The 20,629-nt window shown below is 72.1% G+C and carries 15 protein-coding genes; 6 read left to right on the top strand and 9 right to left on the bottom strand.

The window, feature by feature from the left end; translation table 11 throughout:
* Positions 1–138: 138 nt before the first annotated feature.
* From ACIREI_RS14180 to ACIREI_RS14165, 4 genes are all read right to left on the bottom strand, one after another.
* A complete protein-coding gene (locus ACIREI_RS14180; protein WP_225074871.1) occupies positions 139–309 on the bottom strand; it encodes a Trm112 family protein in 171 nt (56 codons plus the stop codon).
* A gap of 560 nt (positions 310–869) precedes the next feature.
* Positions 870–2,234: a phosphomannomutase/phosphoglucomutase gene (locus ACIREI_RS14175; RefSeq protein WP_403331922.1), complete on the bottom strand. Its 1,365-nt coding sequence runs from the start codon at positions 2,232–2,234 to the stop codon at positions 870–872.
* Positions 2,235–2,347: 113 nt separating this feature from the next.
* Complete coding sequence (locus ACIREI_RS14170) at positions 2,348–3,964, bottom strand: L-lactate permease (protein WP_403331919.1); 1,617 nt, start codon at positions 3,962–3,964, stop codon at positions 2,348–2,350.
* Positions 3,965–4,115: 151 nt separating this feature from the next.
* A complete protein-coding gene (locus ACIREI_RS14165; protein WP_031481227.1) occupies positions 4,116–4,493 on the bottom strand; it encodes a DUF3499 domain-containing protein in 378 nt (125 codons plus the stop codon).
* Between the two features lie 341 nt (positions 4,494–4,834).
* Between ACIREI_RS14165 and ACIREI_RS14160 the strand changes: the two genes are divergently transcribed.
* Positions 4,835–5,284 carry a metallopeptidase family protein gene (locus tag ACIREI_RS14160; protein WP_403332010.1) on the top strand — a complete coding sequence of 150 codons (450 nt, stop codon included), beginning with the start codon at positions 4,835–4,837 and terminating at the stop codon, positions 5,282–5,284.
* Between the two features lie 247 nt (positions 5,285–5,531).
* Here ACIREI_RS14160 and ACIREI_RS14155 read toward each other — a convergent pair whose 3' ends face one another.
* The 3 genes from ACIREI_RS14155 to ACIREI_RS14145 all read right to left on the bottom strand — a co-directional run bounded on the left by ACIREI_RS14155 (position 5,532) and on the right by ACIREI_RS14145 (position 11,197).
* Complete coding sequence (locus ACIREI_RS14155) at positions 5,532–7,040, bottom strand: DUF5719 family protein (RefSeq protein ID WP_403331917.1); 1,509 nt, start codon at positions 7,038–7,040, stop codon at positions 5,532–5,534.
* Positions 7,037–10,717: a glycosyltransferase gene (locus tag ACIREI_RS14150; RefSeq protein WP_403331916.1), complete on the bottom strand. Its 3,681-nt coding sequence runs from the start codon at positions 10,715–10,717 to the stop codon at positions 7,037–7,039. The genes ACIREI_RS14155 and ACIREI_RS14150 overlap by 4 nt, the downstream gene beginning before the upstream one ends.
* 216 nt (positions 10,718–10,933) lie before the next feature.
* Positions 10,934–11,197, bottom strand: coding sequence for a WhiB family transcriptional regulator (locus ACIREI_RS14145; RefSeq protein WP_003975777.1), 264 nt, complete (start codon positions 11,195–11,197; stop codon positions 10,934–10,936).
* A gap of 651 nt (positions 11,198–11,848) precedes the next feature.
* Between ACIREI_RS14145 and ACIREI_RS14140 the strand changes: the two genes are divergently transcribed.
* From ACIREI_RS14140 to ACIREI_RS14125, 4 genes are all read left to right on the top strand, one after another.
* The gene (locus ACIREI_RS14140) at positions 11,849–12,355 is read left to right on the top strand and encodes a cysteine dioxygenase (RefSeq protein WP_403331913.1); all 507 of its coding nucleotides are present in this window, start codon (positions 11,849–11,851) and stop codon (positions 12,353–12,355) included.
* A gap of 33 nt (positions 12,356–12,388) precedes the next feature.
* On the top strand, positions 12,389–13,348 hold the full coding sequence (gene cofD, locus ACIREI_RS14135; RefSeq protein WP_403331910.1) for a 2-phospho-L-lactate transferase: 960 nt from the start codon (positions 12,389–12,391) through the stop codon (positions 13,346–13,348).
* Between the two features lie 5 nt (positions 13,349–13,353).
* On the top strand, positions 13,354–14,655 hold the full coding sequence (locus tag ACIREI_RS14130) for a coenzyme F420-0:L-glutamate ligase (protein WP_403332007.1): 1,302 nt from the start codon (positions 13,354–13,356) through the stop codon (positions 14,653–14,655).
* Between the two features lie 238 nt (positions 14,656–14,893).
* Positions 14,894–15,895, top strand: a complete 1,002-nt coding sequence (locus ACIREI_RS14125) for a DNA-3-methyladenine glycosylase family protein (protein WP_403331907.1) — start codon at positions 14,894–14,896, stop codon at positions 15,893–15,895.
* Between the two features lie 571 nt (positions 15,896–16,466).
* On the opposite strand, the gene ACIREI_RS14120 is transcribed toward ACIREI_RS14125, so the two are convergent.
* On the bottom strand, positions 16,467–17,549 hold the full coding sequence (locus ACIREI_RS14120; protein WP_403331904.1) for a sugar phosphate nucleotidyltransferase: 1,083 nt from the start codon (positions 17,547–17,549) through the stop codon (positions 16,467–16,469).
* A 209-nt stretch (positions 17,550–17,758) separates the two neighbouring features.
* Positions 17,759–19,255: an N-acetylmuramoyl-L-alanine amidase gene (locus tag ACIREI_RS14115; RefSeq protein WP_403331901.1), complete on the bottom strand. Its 1,497-nt coding sequence runs from the start codon at positions 19,253–19,255 to the stop codon at positions 17,759–17,761.
* Positions 19,256–19,396: 141 nt separating this feature from the next.
* On the opposite strand from ACIREI_RS14115, the gene ACIREI_RS14110 reads away from it, so the two are divergent.
* Positions 19,397–20,152, top strand: a complete 756-nt coding sequence (locus ACIREI_RS14110; protein WP_403331898.1) for a TIGR03089 family protein — start codon at positions 19,397–19,399, stop codon at positions 20,150–20,152.
* The last annotated feature ends 477 nt before the right edge of the window (positions 20,153–20,629 follow it).

The following is a 20,629-nucleotide window of genomic DNA, read 5'->3' as shown; positions in this document are numbered from 1 at the left end:
TGACGGCGGCCTTGCGCTGGGAGGCCCGTATCCGGTCGGCGGCGGTCTCATGCCGGTGGCCTGATGTCCGTACGGCGGTGATCGGCCTGTCTTTTGACGGGACCCGGTCGTCTTTGCCCCGGTGGCCGTGGCGTCGCGTTACGCGGGGCGGCGGGCCTCGTCGACGAGCAGAACGGGGATGCCGTCGCGGACCGGGTACGCCAGGCCGCAGTCCTGGCCGGTGCAGACCAGCTCGGCGTCCTGCTCCTTGAGGGGGGCGTGGCAGGCCGGGCAGGCGAGGATCTCCAGGAGGCCGGCTTCCAGCGGCATGAGGGGTCCCTTCTGGGGTGGTGTGTGCGGTGCGTGCGGGTGTGTGGATGTGCCTGGTCAGCGTACCGCCGGTGGGGGCGGGGTGCCGGGGTTGGGCGCTGGGAGGGTTTCGCCCCCGCCGCCCCTACCCGTCCCATCCCTGAAGGGGCTCCGCCCCTTCCACCCCGCCAGGGGGCTCCGCCCCCTGGACCCCGCCGGCCCTGAAGGGGCCTTGTCCTCAAACGCCGGACGGGCTGGCTGATGTCGGCCGACCTCAAGAGGTGAAGCCCACCACGGGTGGGTGGGCCCCCACGGGTGGGTGGGGTCCAGGGACGGCGCAGCGCCGCCCTCGAACGCCGGACGGGCCGGGTGACGCCGACCGACCTCAAGAGGCGAAGCCCACCACGGGTGGATGGGGGCTAGGGACGGCGCGGACCCGTCCTCGAACGCCGGGCAGGCTGAATGCCTGGACCGGCGTCGAAGGCGAGACCCGTTGAGAAGCGCAGGTGTCGTCCCGACCACAATCGTGGGACGGGATGTTGGAGGGTGCAGGCCGACGCCGGAAAGCAGCCCCCTCAGCCTCAGCCCCTGATGATCCCCAGCGCCTCATCCCTTACCTTCGCCATCGTCGCCTCGTCCCGCGCCTCCGCGTTCAGGCGCAGCAGGGGCTCGGTGTTGGACGGGCGGACGTTGAACCACCAGTCGGCTGCCGTCACGGTGAGGCCGTCGAGCTCGTCGAGTTGCACGCCTTCCTGGCCCTCGTAGGCGGCCTTGATCGCGGCCAGGCGGCCTGCCTGGTCGGCGACCGTGGAGTTGATCTCGCCGGAGCCGGCGTAGCGGTCGTACTGGGCGACCAGGCCGGAGAGGGGGCCGCCCTGGCCGCCCAGGGCCGCGAGGACGTGGAGGGCGGCCAGCATGCCCGTGTCGGCGTTCCAGAAGTCCTTGAAGTAGTAGTGGGCGGAGTGCTCGCCGCCGAAGATGGCGCCGGTCTTCGCCATCTCGGCCTTGATGAAGGAGTGGCCGACGCGGGTGCGGACGGGGGTGCCGCCGTTCTCCTTGACGACCTCCGGGACCGACCAGGACGTGATCAGGTTGTGGATGACCGTGCCCTTGCCGCCGTGCTTGGCGAGCTCGCGCGAGGCCACCAGGGCGGTGATGGCGGACGGGGAGACCGGGGCGCCGTTCTCGTCGACGACGAAGCAGCGGTCGGCGTCGCCGTCGAAGGCGATGCCGAGGTCGGCGGATTCCTCGCGGACTCGCTTCTGCAGGTCGACGATGTTCGCCGGGTCCAGCGGGTTCGCCTCGTGGTTCGGGAACGTGCCGTCCAGCTCGAAGTACATCGGGACCAGGGTGAGGGGCAGGCCCTCGAAGACCGTGGGGACCGTGTGGCCGCCCATGCCGTTGCCCGCGTCGACGACGACCTTCAGGGGGCGGATGGAGGTCAGGTCGACGAGGGAGCGGAGGTGGGCCGCGTAATCCTCCAACGTGTCCCGCTGCGTGATCGTGCCCGGCGTCGCCGCCGGCTCCGGGGCGCCCGAATCGCTCCAGCGCTCGGCCAGTTCGCGGATCTCCGCGAGGCCGGTGTCCTGGCCGACCGGGGCCGCGCCCGCGCGGCACATCTTGATGCCGTTGTACTGGGCCGGGTTGTGCGATGCCGTGAACATCGCGCCCGGCAGGTTCAGCGCGCCCGAGGCGTAGTACAGCTGGTCGGTGGAGCACAGACCGATCTCGGTGACGTCGACGCCCTGAGCGGCGGCACCGCGCGCGAAGGCACGGGACAGACCGGGCGACGAGGGGCGCATGTCGTGCCCGACGACGATCGCGCTCGCGCCGGTGACCTGCACGAAGGCGGCCCCGAAAAGCTCGGCCAGCGGCTCGTCCCACTGGTCGGGGACGACCCCGCGGACGTCGTACGCCTTCACGAGCTGTGACAGATCAGCGGCCACGGCCAACCCTCCTGAAAGTCCTGTCGGTCACCCCAAACTACCCGCCCTCACTGACAGTGGGCTGTGTGCCCACTGAGTGGACTCCGAGCCGTAACCTCAGGTCAGCACGGAGGTCAGGGCAGCATCCAGTCCAGCACCGGTGAACTCTGTCCGACCACGATCAGGCACATCACCAGCAGCAGGCCCAGACTCCACGGCAGCACCCGCCGCAGCAGGTCCCCCTCCCGGCCCGCGAGCCCTACGGCCGCGCACGCGATGGTGAGGTTCTGCGGCGAGATCATCTTGCCGAGCACACCACCTGAACTGTTGGCGGCGGCCAGGAGTTCCGGCGACAGCCCCGATTCCCGCGCCGCCGTCACCTGCAACGCCCCGAACAGCGCGTTGGCCGACGTGTCCGACCCTGACACAGCCACACCGAACCAGCCCAGCACCGGCGACAGGAAGGCCAGCCCGGCGCCGGCCGCCGCCACGAAGTAGCCGATGGTGGCGGCCTGTCCGGAGAGGTTCATGACGTACGCGAGCGCCAGCACCGATGTCACGGTGAGGATGGCGAACCTCAGCTCGTGCACGGTCGCGGCCCACTCCTTGACGGCCACGCGCGCGTGCACCCCGAGGACGATCGCGGTGCAGATGCCGGCGAGCAGCACGAGGGTGCCGCCGGTGGACACGATCGGCCAGCTGAAGACATTGCCACCGACCGGCTCCCCGTCCGGGTCCGCGACGTTCAGGAAGGGCCAGTCGTAGGTCTGGGTCGCCCCGGCCAGCCAGTCCTTGACCACCGGGATCTGCGCGATGGAGAAGATCACGACGATCAACGCGTACGGCGCGTAGGCCCGTACGACTTCTCGCGACGGGTCGTCCTCGTCCAACTCCTCGCTCCGCGCCCCGGTCAGCACGGACGCGCGGACGGCCTCGGCGGCGGGCACACGCGCGTGCGGTACGGCGACCAGGGCGCCCGCACCCGCCAAGGCGGCGCCGATGTCGGCGAGTTGCGCGGAGACGTAGTTCGAGGCGGCGAACTGGGCGACGGCGAAGGCGATTCCGCACGCCATGGCGGGCACCCAGGTCTCCCGCAGCCCGCGCCGCCCGTCCACGAGCCCGACGAGCACGAGCGGCACCACCAGGGCCAGCAAGGGTGTCTGACGGCCCACCACAGAAGCCACGGTGTCCAGTGGCAGCCCGGTGACCTGCGCCAGCGTCACGACCGGCGTCCCCATCGCACCGAAGGCCACGGGCGCGGTGTTGGCGACCAGCGCGACGACCGCCGCGCGCACCGGCTCGAACCCGAGCGCCACCAGCATGACCGAACAGATCGCGACGGGCGCCCCGAACCCGGCGAGGGCCTCCAGCAGCGCCCCGAAGCAGAAGGCGACGACGAGCGCCTGGATGCGCGGATCGTCGGACAGCCGCCCGAACGCCCGCCGCAGGATGTCGAAATGACGCGTCCGGACGGTCATCCGGTACACCCACAGGGCGTTGACGACGATCCACAGGATCGGGAAGAGCCCGAAGACGGCCCCCTGCGCGGCACTGGAGAGCGTCTGGCCGAGCGGCATGCCGTATGCGAGCCAGGCGACCAGTACGGCCGCCACAAGCCCCGTGAGCCCCGCCAAGTGCGCCTTGAGCCGAACCCCGCCCAGCAGGACGAGGACGATCACGAGCGGCAGCGTCGCCACGAGCGCGGACAGGCCGAGCGAGTCGGCGACGGGTTCCAGTTCCTGGACGTACACGGGCGCCTCCCCGGATTCCGCTATGCGGAAAGCGATTTCTCGTCCGGCATACGGAATGGTCGTGTCCGCGCCAATGACACGTCAATGCCCGCGCATCACTCAACGGAACGAGGAGCTGGGAAACACCCGCACAAGCGGAGGAAACCGACTGTCAGTTGTCGGGCGACCGCAGCACTCGCAGGTGCCCCCGCCGCGCGACCTCCATCGGATCGGCGCCACGCGCCCCGCCCCCGCCGGCCTGGGCCGCCCGCTCCTGCGGACGGGCCGCCTCGCGCACGGCGTTGGCAAGCGCTTCCAGATCATCACCGCTGGGACGGGCCGGAGCCGAACCGTCCAGCAACCGCACGACCTCCCACCCGCGGGGCGCGGTGAGGCGCTCGGAGTGCTCGGCGCACAGGTCGTAGCAGTGGGGTTCGGCGTAGGTGGCGAGCGGGCCGAGGACCGCGGTCGAGTCGGCGTAGACGTACGTCAGCGTCGCGACGGCGGGACGGCCGCAAGCGGTGCGCGAACAGCGACGTACAGGGCTCACGACGTTGGACGGTACCGCACTCTTGAGCGGGCCGCGACGACTCTCCCCCAGGTCACCCCACCGTGTCGTGCTGTGAAACACCCCACACGCCTCTGCGTCCCCACGTCACTGACCTGCGCGGAAGCCATCTTCCGAGATCCCGAACACGCCCCAACCCGGTCACGACTTACCACAAACCACATTAAACACCTCGTCCCCGCCGGTCTCGGAGAGATGCGGAATCGAGCCCAAGCTTGGCTGGAATGGTCATCTGCCGACATGCCGTACGGCGCGTGGGCGCCGCCCGTCCACCCCACCGTGATCGGACATGCGGCGGCCCCGAGGACTACGCTTCATCAGTGATGGACACCCCCGTACCGCCCCGTGCCGCCGGCCCCGGGCCCCGCCGCCGTGATCGCCACGGGCGAGGCATGCGCGGCCCGATCGCACCACCCCAGGTCCCGCTCGCCGCCAGCCGCGCCGACGCCTTCGCCGACCTGGTGCAGGACTCCGTGGAACGCCTCGAACGCCGCTGGCCCCAGCTGGCCGACATCGATTTCCTGGTCCTCGAGGTCCCCCGCCTGGACGGCCCCGGCCGCACCTGGAACGACGAGGCGGTCCCCCTCGGCGGCACGATCCCCGCCCGCGAGGGCCGCCCCGCGCGCGTGGTCATCTACCGCCGCCCGGTGGAGATCCGCACCAAGGGCCGAGACGAACGAGCCGCCCTGGTCCACGAGGTGGTCGTGGAACAGGTGGCCGAGCTGCTGGGGCTGACGCCGGAGACGGTGGATCCACGCTACGGCGAGGACTGACGGTTTCGACCGGCAGGCGGTCGCCTCCGTGGCCGTCCGGGGGCGGGTAGTGCAGCCCGGCGCGGGGTGACCGCGTTGGCCGGGCGAGTCAGAGGCGCCGGCCCCTTTGCGAGTTGCCCGGCGTGAGGGCTGGGCGGGGGTAGGTCTCGCAGCCCGGCGCTGACGGGGCGCCGCCCTTCGTCGGTCGGGAGCCCGCCCCAGCGGCACGACTGCCCGCGGCTGGACCGGGCCCGCGGGCCTCCACGCCCTACTTCTGCAGCACCGACAAGTCCTCGTCCGCCTCCGGCACAGCCACCATCCCCCGGTCATCCGGCAGCGTCTGCACGGTGAAGCCGGACACTCCGTCCTCCGTCACGGCCAGCGTCCGAGCTCCGTACACCGGCCCGCCCGACACCGACTCCACGGTCAGCGCGTACGTGCCCTTCAGGCCGCTCGGCACCGGGGCCTCCACGTCCTGGGTCGTCCCGGACTTGATCGTGTACGTCTTCGACGCCGCCGTACCCCCCTCGCTCCCCGCCGAGGCCGTCACCTTGACCTTCGCCGTGCCGAAGGGCGCCGTAAGAGACAGCGTCGTGCCCTTCGCCCGGTTGTCCACGACCGTCGCGCGCGTGCCCACCGGCCGGCTCGCCGGAATGAACGCCGTCTCCTGCTTGGCCCCCTCGCCACGCACCACCCGCACCGCCGCGACCACCGGCACGGACCGATCCGTAGGCGTCAGCACCAGCGATCCCGCCTCGCCCCGCATGACGTCCCCGAGGTCCACGGCACTGGTCATACCCGCCTTGACGTGCAACGTCTCGTTCCCGGCAGGTGTGATCGCCCCGGACGGCGAGGCAAGCCGCACCTTGAGGTCCGCATCCGCGTCCCCCGGTGTGAAGGCGACCAGCCGCACCGAGGTGGCGTCCTTCGGGATGCCGGGCAGAACGAGACTCCCCGCGGGGTCGGCGGACGCGGCCAGCCAGTCCCCACCGAGCTTGTCGTCGAGCGCCTGCACCGAAGCACCCACCCGACCGCTGCGCACACTCACGTGCACGGTCATGTTGGTCTGCTTCTCACTGGTGAGCGTGGACAGCAGGATCGACTCACCCGAGTGCGGCTGAACCGTGATCCCCTCCCCCACCGTGGTCTCGATGGCCCCGTCCTTGCCGTACAGCTCGATGTCGACGACCGCGGCGGAGTCGTCGGGGTTGGTCAGATGCACGTAGTCCGTGCGGTCGGCGGCCGTACTGGCGCCGGGGAACCAGAACTCGGTGTCCGGCGCGGTGCAGTTGACGCCCTGCAAGCCACGCCCCGTGCCCGCGGCGACCTCGGTCGTCTCCTGCATGGTCCAGCCGGGCGCGAACTTCCCGTCGGCGGTCCCGACGAGCGCCGGAGAGTCACCCCCGGACGTCTCCCCGGTGGCCGGCGTACCCGGCTCCTTGGCCTCCAGGACGGCCTTGTCGGCCTTGTCTGCGCCACCGGTCTTCTTGTCCTCGGCGTCCGTCCCGGCGTCCGACTCCTCCGCCGCGGACCGCAGTTCCGCCTTCCCGCCGCTTCCGGTCCCCTTCGTGACGGGCGTGAACGACGTGTACGTCGTCTCGGCGAGATCCGAGATGCTCGGGGCCGGGCACAGCAGGCTCGTACGCTCCACGGGCAGCTCGGCGGCCGCCTCGGCGGTCTTCACGCCGGGCGCGTCCGGCGTGGTGAGCGTCGCGATCCCGGTGATGGCGGCGAGGGAGGTGACGCCGACGATCAGGGACAGGGTGGTGCGGTTCACTGCTGGCTCCCGTCGGAACGCTCACTGCCGTGCGGATGCGGCTGCGCCGGGTCGTACGTGGCGTCGTAACCCTGCTGGTACGTCTGGTCGTACGACGACGTGTCGTAGGAGCCGTCGTACGAACCCGTCGGGGTCTGCCCGCCGTACGCGTACGGGTCGTACTGGCCGCCCTGATACGGGTCCGCCTGATACGTCCCGTCGTAGGTGCCGCCCGACTGGTACTGCTGGCCGCCCTCGTACTGCTGGCCGCCGTAGCCGCCGTACTCGGCGCCCGCGTAACTGGGCGCGTCCCACTCGCCGTAGGGCTGCTGCTGCGGAATCGCCGCCGGCGGCTGCGTGGGAGGAGCGGGGAACTCGCCGCCCTGCCCGGCCTCTTCGGTCTCGGCCTCCGCCTGGGCCCGCAGTCGGCGGGCCCGTCGGCCCTCGCCTGCCACGGCCTCGGCCGGGACGGCCGGCTCCTCGGGCAGGTCGTCGTCGACGTCGCGGCGACGTCCCGGAAGGGCCATCACGACGAGGACGAGGGCGAGGAAGCCCTGGGCCCACAGCCAGGCGGTGTGGCCGATCGGGTCGTCGTAGGTGACGTCCAGCTTGCCCCCCGCTGCGGGGAGCTCGAAGCCCTGGGCCCAGCCGTCGACCGTGGTCGCGGTGAGCGGCTTGCCGTCCAGGGTGGCCGTCCAGCCGTCGTCGGCACTGTCGGCGAGGCGCAGGACACGCCCCTCGGCGCCACTCGGGATCGTGGTGTGGATCTCGACGGGCCCGGCGGCGACGGGCTGAGGCTCGGCGGAGCCGGACCCGGCACCGGAGCCGGCGACGACGGCCGCGCGCGACACCTGCCGGTCGACCCGCCACAACGCGCTGCCGTTCTGCTCGCTCAGCCGCGACAGCCCGGGTGTGGCGTCCAGCACGCGCGCGACCTCGCGGGGCGCGCCCTTGTGGACGAGGACGTAACGCACCGCGAACGCGCCCAGTTGGTCGGCCTGGTCGGCGCCGGAGCCGGCGACGAGGTTGGCGACGATCTTGTCGAGCTTGGCGTTCTCCCCGTCCTCGGCGGCGAGTTCGGCGTCGCCGAGGCGGGCGCCGGAACCGCGGACGAGCATGTAGCCGACATGGGCCTGGGAGTCGCTGTCGAGGACGAGGGTGCGGGCCTGGTCGCGGGTGTTGCTCTCCTCGGCGACGAACGCGGGCACCTGCACGGGGTCGCGCCGCTCCAGCGGTCCGTCGGCGCCGCGGATCATCCAGCCGGCCGCGACGAGCAGCGGGCCGGCGGCCGCGGAGAAGGCGATCAGCGCGGCGACCGGCTGGCGCCAGCCGAAGCTCTGCTCGGCCACACGCGAGCGTGCCCCGTCGGCGCCGAGCAGGGCGGCGGCCAGGAGGGCGATGCCGTACACGAGGGTCGCGGGGCCGGACCAGGTGGAGCTGTTGGACAGGGCCGCGAAGAGGAGGCCCACCAGGGCGACCGCCCACGCGGTCCAGATTCCGAACTGGCGCTCGGAGCGCATCAGTGCGGCCAGCGCGGCCAGTACGACGCCGATGAGCATCAGCCCGCTGACGGTGCCGGGCCCGCCGGGGCTGGCACCGAGCAGGTCCAGGGCGGACGCCGCCGAGGCGCCGTACTTCAGACCGGCCTCCTGGAAGAAGCCGAACGGAAGCAGCGACAGGGACCAGGGTGCGAGGACCAGCAGGGGCACGCCGAACTGGGCCAGGAAGCGCAGGCCGTACGCGGTGATGTCGGCGCGCCGCACCGCGAGCAGCCCGAGTCCGAGGACCAGCGCGATCGGCCACACGATCGGCGTGAAGGCCGTGGTGATCGTCAGCAGCAGGGCGTACGCCCAGGTAGCGCGCCAACTGCCGCGCCCGCCGGAGCCGGTGGCCAGACCACTCGCCGCGATGCCCGCGCGGGCGAGGAGCGGCAGCAGGACGGCGAGGACGGCGGTGCCGATGCGGCCGCCGGCCAGGGCGCCGGTGGCGGCGGGCAGGAAGGCGTAGACGACGGCCCCCCACGCGCGCAGCAGGCGCGACTCGACGAGGGGCCGGGAGGCGAAGTAGGCGGTGAGTCCGGCCAGCGGCACCGAGCAGACGAGCAGGACGGTGACCGCGAGCCCGGTCGAGCCCAGCATTGCGGAGGCGAGCATCGCGACGATCGCCAGGTACGGCGGCGCGGACGGGGTGCCGCCGACGCCCACCGGGTGCCAGGCGTCCACGTAACGCGACCACAGCTCACCGGAGTCGGCCGGAGCGGGCAGCAACGCGCCACCCGCGAGCGCGCCGCCGCCGAGCAGTTCCCGGCAGGCGATCAGCGAGACGAACAGCAGGACGAGGAAGAGCACCGGGCCGGGCTTGCGGGCGATGCGCTTGAGGCGGGCGAACTGTTCTATCTCCAGGAAGTCCGCGTCGTCGCCGCCGGGTCCGGACTCGATCGCGCCGCCGTGCCGTCCCGCGCCTGCGGCCACCTCGGGGTCGGAGCGGCCGACGAGGCTGCTCGCGACCTGTTCGACGGTGGCCCGCACGGTCGCGCCGGGCGGCGGGAACAGCGCCCGCAGCTCGCCCTTGTCGACGACGGGGCTCCCGCGCCTGCGCCGCCCGGCGATGATCCGCTCGGGACGCAGCAGGGTGCCCATGAGCCCGCGGATCTCGTCGAGGGCCTGGCCCGGGACCTTGCCCACGAGGTAGGCCAGGGTGCGCAGAACGGTGCCGAGCACGACACGCAGCAGCACCCAGGGCAGCACGGCCGTACGGCTGTTGACGAGCAGGGTGTAGACGGCGCCCGCCTTGTCGACCTTGTGCGGGGAGGCGGCGGTGCGGCCCACGCAGTCGACGGTGCGGCGCTCTCGGGAGGCCGCCTCGGCGTGTCGTACGACTGCCTCGGGGGCGACGAGGACGCGGTGGCCGGCGGCCGTGGCGCGCCAGCACAGGTCGACGTCGTCGCGCATCAGGGGCAGCCGACGGTCGAAGCCGCCGAGCTGGTCGAAGATGTCGCGCCGGATCAGCATGCCGGCGGTGGACACGGACAGCACGGAGCGGACGTGGTCGTGCTGGCCCTGGTCCTGCTCGCGGCGGTCGAGGCCGGTCCAGCGGCGGCCGGAGTGGGCGATGGTGACGCCGACTTCCAGGAGCTGCCGGCGGTCGTACCAGCCGCGCAGCTTGGGGCCCACGACGGCGACGTCGTCGCGGCCCAGCTCGTACTCGTTCTCCACGACGCGCAGCAGCTGGGCCAGGGCGTCGGGTTCGGGGGCGCAGTCGTCGTGCAGGAGCCACAGCCACTGAACCGGCTCCCCGTGGGGGAGTTCGGGCATGTCGTAGGCGTCGTCGCGCCACGTGCGCGTGACGGGGTCCCAGCCGCTCGGCCGCTTCAGATAGGGCAGCTCGTCCGGGGTGAGGAGGGGGGCGGTGCGGTTGGCCTCCTCGACGGCCTGGCCGAATCCGGTGCGCCGGGCGAGGTGCAGTACGCGATCGTCACCGAGGGCCTCGGCGACCAGCTGCGCGGAGCGGTCCGCGCTCCCGGTGTCGGCGGCCATGGCGAACTGGACGGGGCGCTCCTGGCCGAGCAGCCCGGCGAGCGCGTCGGGCAGCCAGCGGGCGCCGTCATGGGAGACGAGGACCGCGGTCACCACATGACGCGGGAACTCAGGTGTGGCAGCGGAGTCGTGATGGGCTGCCGTGTGGCTGTGCACGGACATCGAGGTACGGGCCCCGGTTCGGTGGACTGCGGTGGACGCCTGTGCCCCGAGGGGGCAGCGGGGCGTCTCGGACGAGCGACCACACTATCGGCTGGGCATGACGGCGGCCCGCCGCCTGTGGATAACCACACTGCGACGGGCCGTTCGAGACGTGTACGAAATATGCGAGACGTATGTACGTGCGGGTACGCGCGCGTACCCGCCCACTGCGGCCGGTCAGACGGCTGCCTTCTTGAGTCGGCGGCGCTCCCGCTCGGACAGGCCGCCCCAGATGCCGAAGCGCTCGTCGTTGGCGAGGGCGTACTCAAGGCACTCGGAGCGGACCTCACAGGCGAGGCAGACCTTCTTGGCCTCGCGAGTCGAGCCGCCCTTCTCGGGGAAGAAGGACTCGGGGTCGGTCTGGGCGCACAGCGCGCGCTCCTGCCAGCCGAGTTCCTCGTCCGCGTCGTCGACCAGCAGTTGCTGCACCAGCTCGGTCATGTGCGCCCCTCGTCTGTTCTTTCCGCGTCCCCGTGATGTAGCCGTTACCGATTTCGGCTGAACGACACGAGTGAAATTACAAGTGTGCTGCTCCGGGCGAGTCAAGCCGAGATCTGCTATTGAGCCCCTTATTCACTCTGCGGAACCAAGGCCTAGCGGAAAGTGTTCAAATCGGCATAAACCTTGACAAGCAGACGAGGCCCGGGAGGGCGTCCAGCGCCGCGCAGAGCCTGTACGGAAAAGGACGCCCAGAAGTTCGATCTCGTTGCACACAACCGCAGAAGCGAACCGGATCACAGTCGGATCACAGGATCACAACGGCGCCGTGCGCCCGGTTGTGCGCCATGTGTCCCGGTCAACCCATGAACAAACCTTTCGCCACAGAGATGAACCGGATGAGGTGAAACACATCCCACTCAACGGGCGTCGAGTTGACAGTGGAGGTGCAAACCGCTGTCCTTGTGGGCATGCTCGCGAACTTGGCACTCACCTCGACCCGCACCGCCGGGTCCCTCGGTGCTGCCCACGTTCGCTGTAGCTGTTGTTGCTGTTCCAGCTGTTGAGCCACACCTGCTCCAGCTGTAGGCCGAGTCGGCCGCGACTCGGCTTCCGTTCCCTCTGACCTTCCTTCACTGAGGAACCACGCATCCCATGAACAGCGACAGCGACCTCCAGATCGCCGGCGACATCCTCGAAGTCCCCCACCTCCTCCAGGCTCCGCGCGAGCACCCGGCCACCGTCGCCGAGTTCGCCGGCCTGGCCCGCTCCATCGCCGCCGACCGCGCCCAGTGGGAGCACCTCGTCCGGTACGACGCCACCACGCGCTGGTACCACCGGCTGCGCACCGGCCCCGGCTACGAGGTGTGGCTGCTGTCCTGGGTGCCCGGACAGGGCAGCGGACTGCACGACCACGGCCGCTCCTCCGGCGTCCTGACCGTTCTGGAGGGCACGCTGACCGAGCGCACGGAGCGCGGCACGCGCGTGTTGGAGGCGGGAGCGCAGCGGGTGTTCGCGCCGGGGTACACGCACGAGGTCGTCAACGACGCGCTGGAGCCGGCCGTGAGCCTGCACGTGTACTACCCGGGCCTCACCGAGATGCCGATGCACACCTCCTCGGCCTGCGAGGCGCGTACGGAGCCGCGTCCCGTGACTGCCTGACGCGTTGTCGTACCCGCCTGCAAGACTGCTCCCATGCGCATTGTGGTTCTGGCAGGCGGCATCGGTGGTGCCCGGTTCCTGCGCGGTCTGAAGCGGGCCGCGCCGGACGCGGACATCACGGTCATCGGCAACACCGGGGACGACATCCACCTCTTCGGGCTGAAGGTCTGCCCGGACCTCGACACGGTGATGTACACGCTCGGCGGCGGCATCAACGAGGAGCAGGGCTGGGGCCGGGCCGACGAGACCTTCCATCTGAAGGAGGAGCTCGCGGCGTACGGCGTGGGGCCGGAGTGGTTCGGGCTCGGCGACCGGGACTTCGCCACGCACATCGTGCGGACGCAGATGATCGGCGCCGGATACCCGCTCAGCGCGGTGACGGAGGCGCTGTGCGACCGCTGGCAGCCGGGAGTGCGGCTCATCCCCATGACCGACGACCGCGTCGAGACGCATGTCGCGGTCGAGGTGGACGGCGAGCGCAAGGCCGTTCACTTCCAGGAGTACTGGGTGCGGCTGCGGGCCTCGGTGCCGGCGGAGGCGATCGTGCCGGTCGGCGCGGAACAGGCCAAGCCGGCGCCGGGCGTCCTGGAGGCCGTCGCCGAGGCGGACGTCATCCTCTTCCCGCCGTCCAACCCGGTCGTCTCCGTCGGAACGATCCTCGCCGTGCCCGGCATCCGTGAGGCGATCGCCGACGCCGGGGTGCCGGTGGTGGGCCTGTCCCCCATCGTCGGGGACGCGCCCGTGCGCGGGATGGCCGACAAGGTGCTCGCGGCGGTCGGCGTGGAGTCGACGGCCGCGGCGGTCGCCGAGCACTACGGCTCGGGGCTGCTGGACGGCTGGCTCGTCGACACCGTCGACGCGGGTGCCGTGGAGCGGGTCGAGGCGGCCGGCATCCGCTGCCGGGCCGTACCGCTGATGATGACCGACGTCGACGCGAGCGCGCGGATGGCCCGGGAGGCGCTGGCGCTGGCGGAGGAGGTGCGGGGGGCTTGAGCGAGATGTCTGCCGACGGCTACCGGGTCTGGGCCGTCTCCGGGATTCCCGAGGTCCAGCGGGGCGACGACCTCGCGAAGCTGATCGCCGCCGCCGAACCCGGGCTGGCCGACGGGGACATCCTCCTCGTCACCTCGAAGATCGTGTCCAAGGCGGAAGGGCGCGTGGTCGAGGCGGTCGACCGGGAGGCCGCGATCGACGCGGAGACCGTACGGGTCGTGGCGCGCCGCGGCGCGCTGCGCATCGTCGAGAACCGGCAGGGGCTCGTGATGGCCGCCGCCGGCGTCGACGCCTCCAACACCCCCGCCGGGACCGTGCTGTTGCTGCCCGAGGACCCGGACGCGTCCGCGCGGGCCGTCCGGGACGGGCTGCGGGACGCCCTCGGCGTCGACGTCGGCGTCGTCGTCACCGACACCTTCGGGCGGCCCTGGCGCTCCGGGCTCACGGACGTGGCGATCGGCGCCGCGGGCGTGCGCGTGCTCGACGATCTGCGCGGGGGCACGGACGCGTACGGCAATCCGCTCAGCGCGACCGTCGTGGCGACCGCGGACGAACTCGCCGCCGCCGGTGACCTGGTGAAGGGCAAGGCCGCCGGGCTGCCCGTCGCCGTCGTGCGCGGGCTGGCGCACGTGGTGGCCGAGGACCACGGGGCGGGGGCGCGGGCGCTGGTGCGTGGCGCGCGTGACGACATGTTCCGGCTGGGGACGTCGGAGGCCGTACGGGAGGCGGTCACCCAGCGGCGTACCGTACGGGCCTTCACGGACGAGCCCGTCGACCCCGGGGCCGTGCGGCGGGCGGTCGCGGCGGCCGTGACGGCGCCGGCGCCGCATCACACGACGCCCTGGCGGTTCGTGCTGCTGGAGTCGGAGGAGTCGCGGACGCGGCTGCTCGACGCGATGCGCGACGCGTGGGTCGCCGATCTGCGGCGGGACGGCAAGAGCGAGGAGTCCATCGCCAAGCGGGTGCGCCGCGGGGATGTGCTGCGGAACGCGCCGTATCTGGTGGTCCCCTGTCTGGTCATGGACGGGTCGCACACGTACGGCGACGCGCGGCGGGACGGGGCCGAGCGGGAGATGTTCGTCGTCGCCGCGGGTGCCGGGGTGCAGAACTTCCTGGTCGCGCTGGCCGGGGAGCGGCTGGGCTCGGCGTGGGTGTCCTCGACCATGTTCTGCCGGGATGTGGTGCGGGAGGTGCTCGGGCTTCCGGAGGACTGGGATCCGATGGGGGCGGTGGCGGTCGGTCATCCGGCGGAGGAACCGCGGGCTCGGCCGGAGCGGGATGCGGGGGGTTTTATCGCGGTGCGATGACGCTCCGCTGGGTGGGGCGGGGCCCGTGGTTGGCCGGGGCCGGTGATTGGTCGAGGCCTGTGATTGGCCGGGACCGGTGATTGGCCGGGACCGGTGTGTCGGGCGGGACCGGTGTGTCGGGCGGGCTTGGGGGGGGCGTGAGGTTGTGGGGCGCGTGAGGGTGTCGTAGGCACCCCTCGGTGTCGTGGAAGCGCCTAGGCTCGTAGCTCTCATCGGTACCTAGTTCCCGGGACTCTTCGTGGCAGGACGTTTCGCTCCGCGGCCCACGCGTACGACTGTGCGCGGGGGGCATGTCGCTGTGCCCGCGGGTGTGCCGCGGCAGGCTGTCGCGCCGGCGAAGGTGCGGACGGTGGTGCCGGACGGACCGCTCGATCTCGGGCTGGTGCTGGGGCCGCTGCGGCGTGGACCGGGGGATCCCACGTTCCGGGCGATGCCGGACGGGTCCGTGTGGCGGGCCTGCCGCACGCCTGCCGGGGCCGGGACGCTGCGGGTCAGCGTGCGGGGTGCCGAAGTGCGGGGCGAGGCGTGGGGGCCCGGGGCCGAGTGGCTGCTGGAGCAGTTGCCGGAGCTGCTCGGGGCCGCCGATGATCCGTCCGTCTTCGTGCCGCGGCATCGGCTGGTGGCGGTTGCTCGGCATCGGCGGCCGGGGCTGCGGTTGACGCGGACCGGGTTGGTGCTGGAGTCGTTGATCCCGTCGATTCTTGAGCAGAAGGTCACCGCCGATGAGGCGTATCGGGCGTGGCGGTTGCTGGTACGGAAGTTCGGGGAGCCGGCGCCGGGGCCCGCGCCGGAGCGGATGTGTGTGATGCCGGATGCGGGGACCTGGCGGCTGATTCCGTCCTGGGAGTGGCATCGGGCCGGGGTCGACAACAAGCGGGCGTCGACGATTCTGCGGGCTGTACGGGTCGCTGGGCGGTTGGAGGAGGCAGTGCGGATGTCTCCGGCTCAGGCGCAGGCGCGGCTGGAGGTCGTGTCGGGGATCGGGCCGTGGACGTCCGCGGAGGTTGTGCAGCGGAGTCATGGGGCGGCGGATGCGGTGACCGTGGGGGATCTGCATCTGCCCGGGATCGTGGGGTGGGCGCTGGCCGGGGATCGGGATGCGGATGACTCCGTGATGCTGGAGTTGCTGGAGCCGTATGCGGGGCAGCGGCATCGGGCGGCTCGGTTGATTCTGCTGAGTGGGCGGGTGCCGGGGCGGCGGGCGCCGCGGATGCCTCGGGGGGATATCGGGCGGTTGTGACGGGGGCCTGTGCGCTGTGGCTGCCGCCGGGGGTTTTCGCCCCCGCCGCCCCTACCCGTCCCATCCCCCAGGGGCTGCCGCCCCTTCGACCCCGCCCCCCTGGGGGCCTGCGGCCCCCAGACCCCCGCTTCGGCCCTGAACGGGCCTCGTCCTCAAACGCCGGACGGGCTGGATGGTGCCGGCCGGCGCCGAGAAAGCGAGGTCAGCGCCGCAAGACCAAGCCCCCCACGGGTGGGTGGGGGCTAGAGACGGCACGGCCCCCACCTCAAACGCCGGACAGGCTGAGAGACGCTGGCCAGCGCCGAGAAACGAGGTCAGCGCCCCAAAGCCCCCCCCACGGGTGGGTGGGGGCTAGGGACGGCACGGCCCCCTCCTCAAACGCTGGACGGGCTGAAGTGCCTGGACCGGCGTTGAGAAGCGAGGTCGGCGCCGCAAGGTGATGCGGCCGGCGCCGGGAAGTGACCGTCCGCCCCGCACCGCAGGAACCCTCACCGGGCCGTCGGGACAGGCGTGCGCGGTCTTGGACGCCGGGCCCGCTGGGATGGGCGGGTCGGCGTTGTGAGGTGGGGTTCTACAGGTCCGGTGAGAAGCGGACCGCTCCCGCCGGGATCTGGGCGTCGCACCACACCCGTGCGCCCTCTCTCAGCTCGTTGTCGGCGCCGATCACCGCGCCGTCGCCGATGACCGCGCCGGTGAGGACGGAGCGTTCGCCTACGCGGGCGCGGGTGCCGATGAGGGAGTCGGTGATGATCGCGCCGGGTTCGATGACGGCGCCGGGGAGGATCGTGCTGCCGAAGACCCTCGCGCCCTCCGCGACGAACGCGCCCTCGCCCACCACCGTGCCGCCCGTCAGCTTGGCGTCGGGGGCGACGGTGGCCGTGGGGAGGATCAGGCGGTCGCCGCAGCGGCCGGGGACGGCGGGGGACGGGGCGCGGCCCAGGACGAGGTCGGCCGAGCCGCGGACGAAGGCGGCCGGGGTGCCCAGGTCCAGCCAGTACGTCGAGTCGACCATGCCCTGGAGGTGGGCTCCGGCGGAGAGGAGGTCCGGGAAGGTCTCGCGCTCGACGGAGACCGGGCGGTTCGCCGGGATCGTGTCGATGAGCGAGCGGCGGAAGACGTATGCCCCCGCGTTGATCTGGTCGGTGACGATCTCCTCGGGGGTCTGCGGTTTCTCCAGGAAGGCTGTCACCCGGCCCGTTTCGTCCGTGGGGACGAGGCCGTACGCCCTCGGGTCCGTCACCTTCGTCAGGTGGAGGGAGATGTCCGCGCCGGTCGACTCGTGGGTGTGGACCAGTGCCTTGATGTCCAGGCCGGTCAGGATGTCGCCGTTGAAGATGAGGACCGGGTCGTCGGGCCCGGAGTGCAGCCGGGACGCCACGTTGCGGATCGCGCCGCCCGTGCCGAGGGGCTCCTCCTCCGTCACGTACTCCAGATGGAGTCCCAGCGCGGAGCCGTCGCCGAAGTACGGCTCGAAGACCTCGGCCAGGTACGACGTCGCCAGGACGATGTGCTCGACGCCTGCGGCTCTCGCTCTCGCCAACTGGTGTGTGAGGAAGGGGACTCCGGCCGCCCGGACCATGGGCTTGGGCGTGTGCACGGTGAGCGGACGCAGCCGAGTGCCCTTGCCGCCGACCAGGAGGATCGCTTCTGTCACCTGTCGTCTCTGCTTCCTGCCGGGACCGGCCGAACTGTCTTTCGGCCGGCCAGTGTATGCAGACCGTTGTACGGCGCCCTCGTCGGCAGTGCGGCGTTCCGCCCCTTGTCCCCCGACGGCGGTGAATGCGTCTCCGTGTACTCCGAGTAACCCCGTGTGCTCCATATACCCCGAGGTCCCCGTGTACCCGTCGGCCCCGCCTCCCCCGCTCAACGTCCCTGGTAGCGGGCCGCCGTGGCGCGGGCCGTGCCGAGCTTGCGGTAGAGCTGCCGTCCCGGGCACTCCGTCAGGAAGCCGTCCCGATGGCCGGAGATCGCATTCAGTCGTACGTTCTTTCCCTTTCGGTAGAGATTGCCACCGGCGGACTTCAGGTATGTCTTTCCGCGCGGATTGACGCCGAAGAGGCCCAGTTTCCACGCCGTGAGCCGGGCCACTGCCTTCACCGACGCCTTGGTCGGCTTGGTGGAGCCGTAGCTGCCGAGGACGGCGATCCCCATGCTGTTGGTGTTGAAACCGAGAGTGTGGGCGCCCAGGACCGGCTTCGCCACTCCCCCGGCGCGTCCCTCGTAGATGTTTCCGCACTTGTCGACGAGGAAGTTGTAGCCGACGTCGCGCCAGCCCATGCTCTTGACGTGGTAGCGGTAGATACCGCGAATGAGCGAGGGGACCTGCGAGCACCAGTACTTGCTGCCGGTCGCGGTGTGGTGCACGAAGGCCGCCTTCACCTTCTTCGTGTAGACGAACTGCCGCTCCCGCAACCCCTCGTTCGCGCCCCAGCCGCGGCGCGTGACGATGCGCGGCCGCGGCCCGATGTACGGCTTCGCCCGCTGCGCCTGCGTCAACTCGTCACCGCGCAGGGCCAGCAGCTCGCGTTCGGTCTCGGCCCGGCCGAGCGCCGGGATCGCCGCGACGCCGAGGGGTGCGAGTTCGGCGTTGGCGGCGGAGGCGGCCGTGTCGGCGGCGGAGGCGCCGAGGGCCTCGGCGGTCTCCGTGGTCTCGGTCTGCAGGGAGCCGGGGCGGGGGGCGCCGGGGTCGTCCGGCGCGGGGGCGGGTTCGCCGGGATCGACGAGTTCCAGGCGAAGGCCGGCGGGGAGCGGAGAGACGACGCCGGTGCCGGCCGGAGGCGTCGGATCACCGCTGCCCGGCCCGTGTGCGCCGCCCTTGGACCCGGCCCCGGTGGCCTGCGCCGTCACCCGTACTTCCACGGCGTCCGACTCCCCGACCCACAACGGCGCCGTGGAGCCGCGCACCCGGCCGGAGGTGCGTTCCACGCTGCCGGGGTCGGCCGCGTGCTCGCCGTTGTGCGTCTCGACGTCCTGCCAGTCGGACCAGGTACCCGTGCCGACGGCGCGGGTGCGGACCTGGACGCGGCCGTGCAGTTCGGCGTCCGGGTCGTCCCAGACGACGCCTACGAGGGAGAAGTGCCGTACGTCTCGTGGGGACAGGCCCTCTATGGCGGGGGCGCCGACGACGCGGTCGCGGGCGAGCGGGGTGAGCGGGGCGAGGGGCATCGACTGGGTGCTGCCGGGGACGTACGACTCGGCGTCCTCCTGACGCACCGCCGGCCCGGCCACCGCCTCTCCGCGCGTGGCCGCCTCCGCGCTATACGCCGGTCTCGCGGTCGACGCGACGGCGGGTGGGGTGAGCGGGAGGACCAGAGCGGCCGCGCACGTGACACCGATCGAGGAAGCAAGGAATCCACGCATACCCCAGATGTTGGACATAGTCATACAAACCTGTCCATCCGGAAGTTGACGGGGTGTCGGCGTCCGATTCGCCCGAACCGGTGGCGGCAGGGTGCCGCCAACCGGGGGTGCGCGCCGGTGTGGCCGCGTACGCTTGCACGGGTGAACGCCACCGATCGCACCCCTGCCGACCTGCTGCGTTCCGCGCTCGCCGCGGATCCCGGACGTCCCCTGGTGACCTTCTACGACGACGCCACCGGGGAACGCGTCGAATTGTCCGTGGCCACCTTCGCCAATTGGGTGGCCAAGACCGCGAATCTGCTCCAGGGCGACCTCGGGGCGGGGCCGGGCGACCGGGTCACGCTGCTGCTGCCCACCCACTGGCAGACGGCGGTCTGGCTGCTGGCGTGTTCGTCGGTGGGCACGATCGCGGACGTGGGCGGGGATCCGGCGGCGGCCGACGTGGTCGTGAGCGGTCCGGATTCCCTGGAGGCCGCGCGGGCGTGCCGAGGGGAACGTGTCGCGTTGGCGCTACGGCCGCTGGGGGGCCGTTTTCCGCAGCCGCCGGCCGGTTTCGCCGACTATGCCGTGGAAGTGCCGAGCCAGGGCGACCGTTTCGCGCCGTACGCGCCGGTCGACCCGGAGGACCCGGCCCTGATCGTGGCCGGCCGGGAGTTCAGCGGCGCCGAGGTCGTCGAACGCGCCCGCGCCGAGGCGACGGGGCTGGGCCTCACGGGCCCCGGCTCCCGCATCCTGTCGTCTCTTCCCTACGACACCTGGGAGGGCCTCAACGCCGGCCTGTACGCGGCGCTGGCGACCGACGGCTCGGTGGTCCTGTGCCGCCACCTCGAGTCCCTGGACGAGGAGTCCCTGGCGAAGCGCATCGAAAGCGAGCGCGTGACGACGACAGCGCGGTAGCCCCTGGCATGGGCCGGGGCCCAGGCGCCGTTCGCTGTTCGGGTGCTCGGCGTGAGGCGCTGGGCGAGGGAGTTCGCGCAGCCCGCCGCCGGGTGACTGCGTCGGCCGGGGCCCAGTCCCAGGTGCCGTCTCCTTTGCGAGTCGCCCGGCATGAGGGCTGGGCCGGGGGTGGGTCGCGCGGCCCGGCGCTGACGGGGTGCCGCCCGCGCCCACCCGTGCCGCCCCAGGCGGCACGACTGCCCGCGGATTGGGCGGGCCTGCCCACGGCTGGGCGGAGTGCCCGCGGGATTGGACGGGACCGCCCACGGCTAGGCGGGGTGCCCGCGGGATTGCGCGAGACCGCCCACGACTGGGCGGAGTGCCCGCGGGATTGCGCGAGACCGCCCACGACTGGGCGGAGTGCCCGCGGGATTGGACGAGACCGCCCACGACTGGGCGGAGTGCCCACGGGATTGCGCGAGACCGCCCACGGCTAGG

This window comes from Streptomyces sp. NPDC093591, from assembly GCF_044764885.1.
Classification (GTDB): domain Bacteria; phylum Actinomycetota; class Actinomycetes; order Streptomycetales; family Streptomycetaceae; genus Streptomyces.
This window is presented reverse-complemented; position numbering and strand designations above follow the sequence as displayed.

Bases quoted from the DNA above. Each gene is read 5' to 3' on its own strand.
- ACIREI_RS14180 (WP_225074871.1), bottom strand. From the start codon at position 309: ATGCCGCTGGAAGCCGGCCTCCTGGAGATCCTCGCCTGCCCGGCCTGC.
- ACIREI_RS14160 (WP_403332010.1), top strand. From the start codon at position 4,835: ATGGACACCCCCGTACCGCCCCGTGCCGCCGGCCCCGGGCCCCGCCGC.
- ACIREI_RS14150 (WP_403331916.1), bottom strand. From the start codon at position 10,717: ATGTCCGTGCACAGCCACACGGCAGCCCATCACGACTCCGCTGCCACA.
- ACIREI_RS14145 (WP_003975777.1), bottom strand. From the start codon at position 11,197: ATGACCGAGCTGGTGCAGCAACTGCTGGTCGACGACGCGGACGAGGAA.
- ACIREI_RS14140 (WP_403331913.1), top strand. From the start codon at position 11,849: ATGAACAGCGACAGCGACCTCCAGATCGCCGGCGACATCCTCGAAGTC.
- cofD (WP_403331910.1), top strand. From the start codon at position 12,389: ATGCGCATTGTGGTTCTGGCAGGCGGCATCGGTGGTGCCCGGTTCCTG.
- ACIREI_RS14130 (WP_403332007.1), top strand. From the start codon at position 13,354: ATGTCTGCCGACGGCTACCGGGTCTGGGCCGTCTCCGGGATTCCCGAG.
- ACIREI_RS14115 (WP_403331901.1), bottom strand. From the start codon at position 19,255: ATGCGTGGATTCCTTGCTTCCTCGATCGGTGTCACGTGCGCGGCCGCT.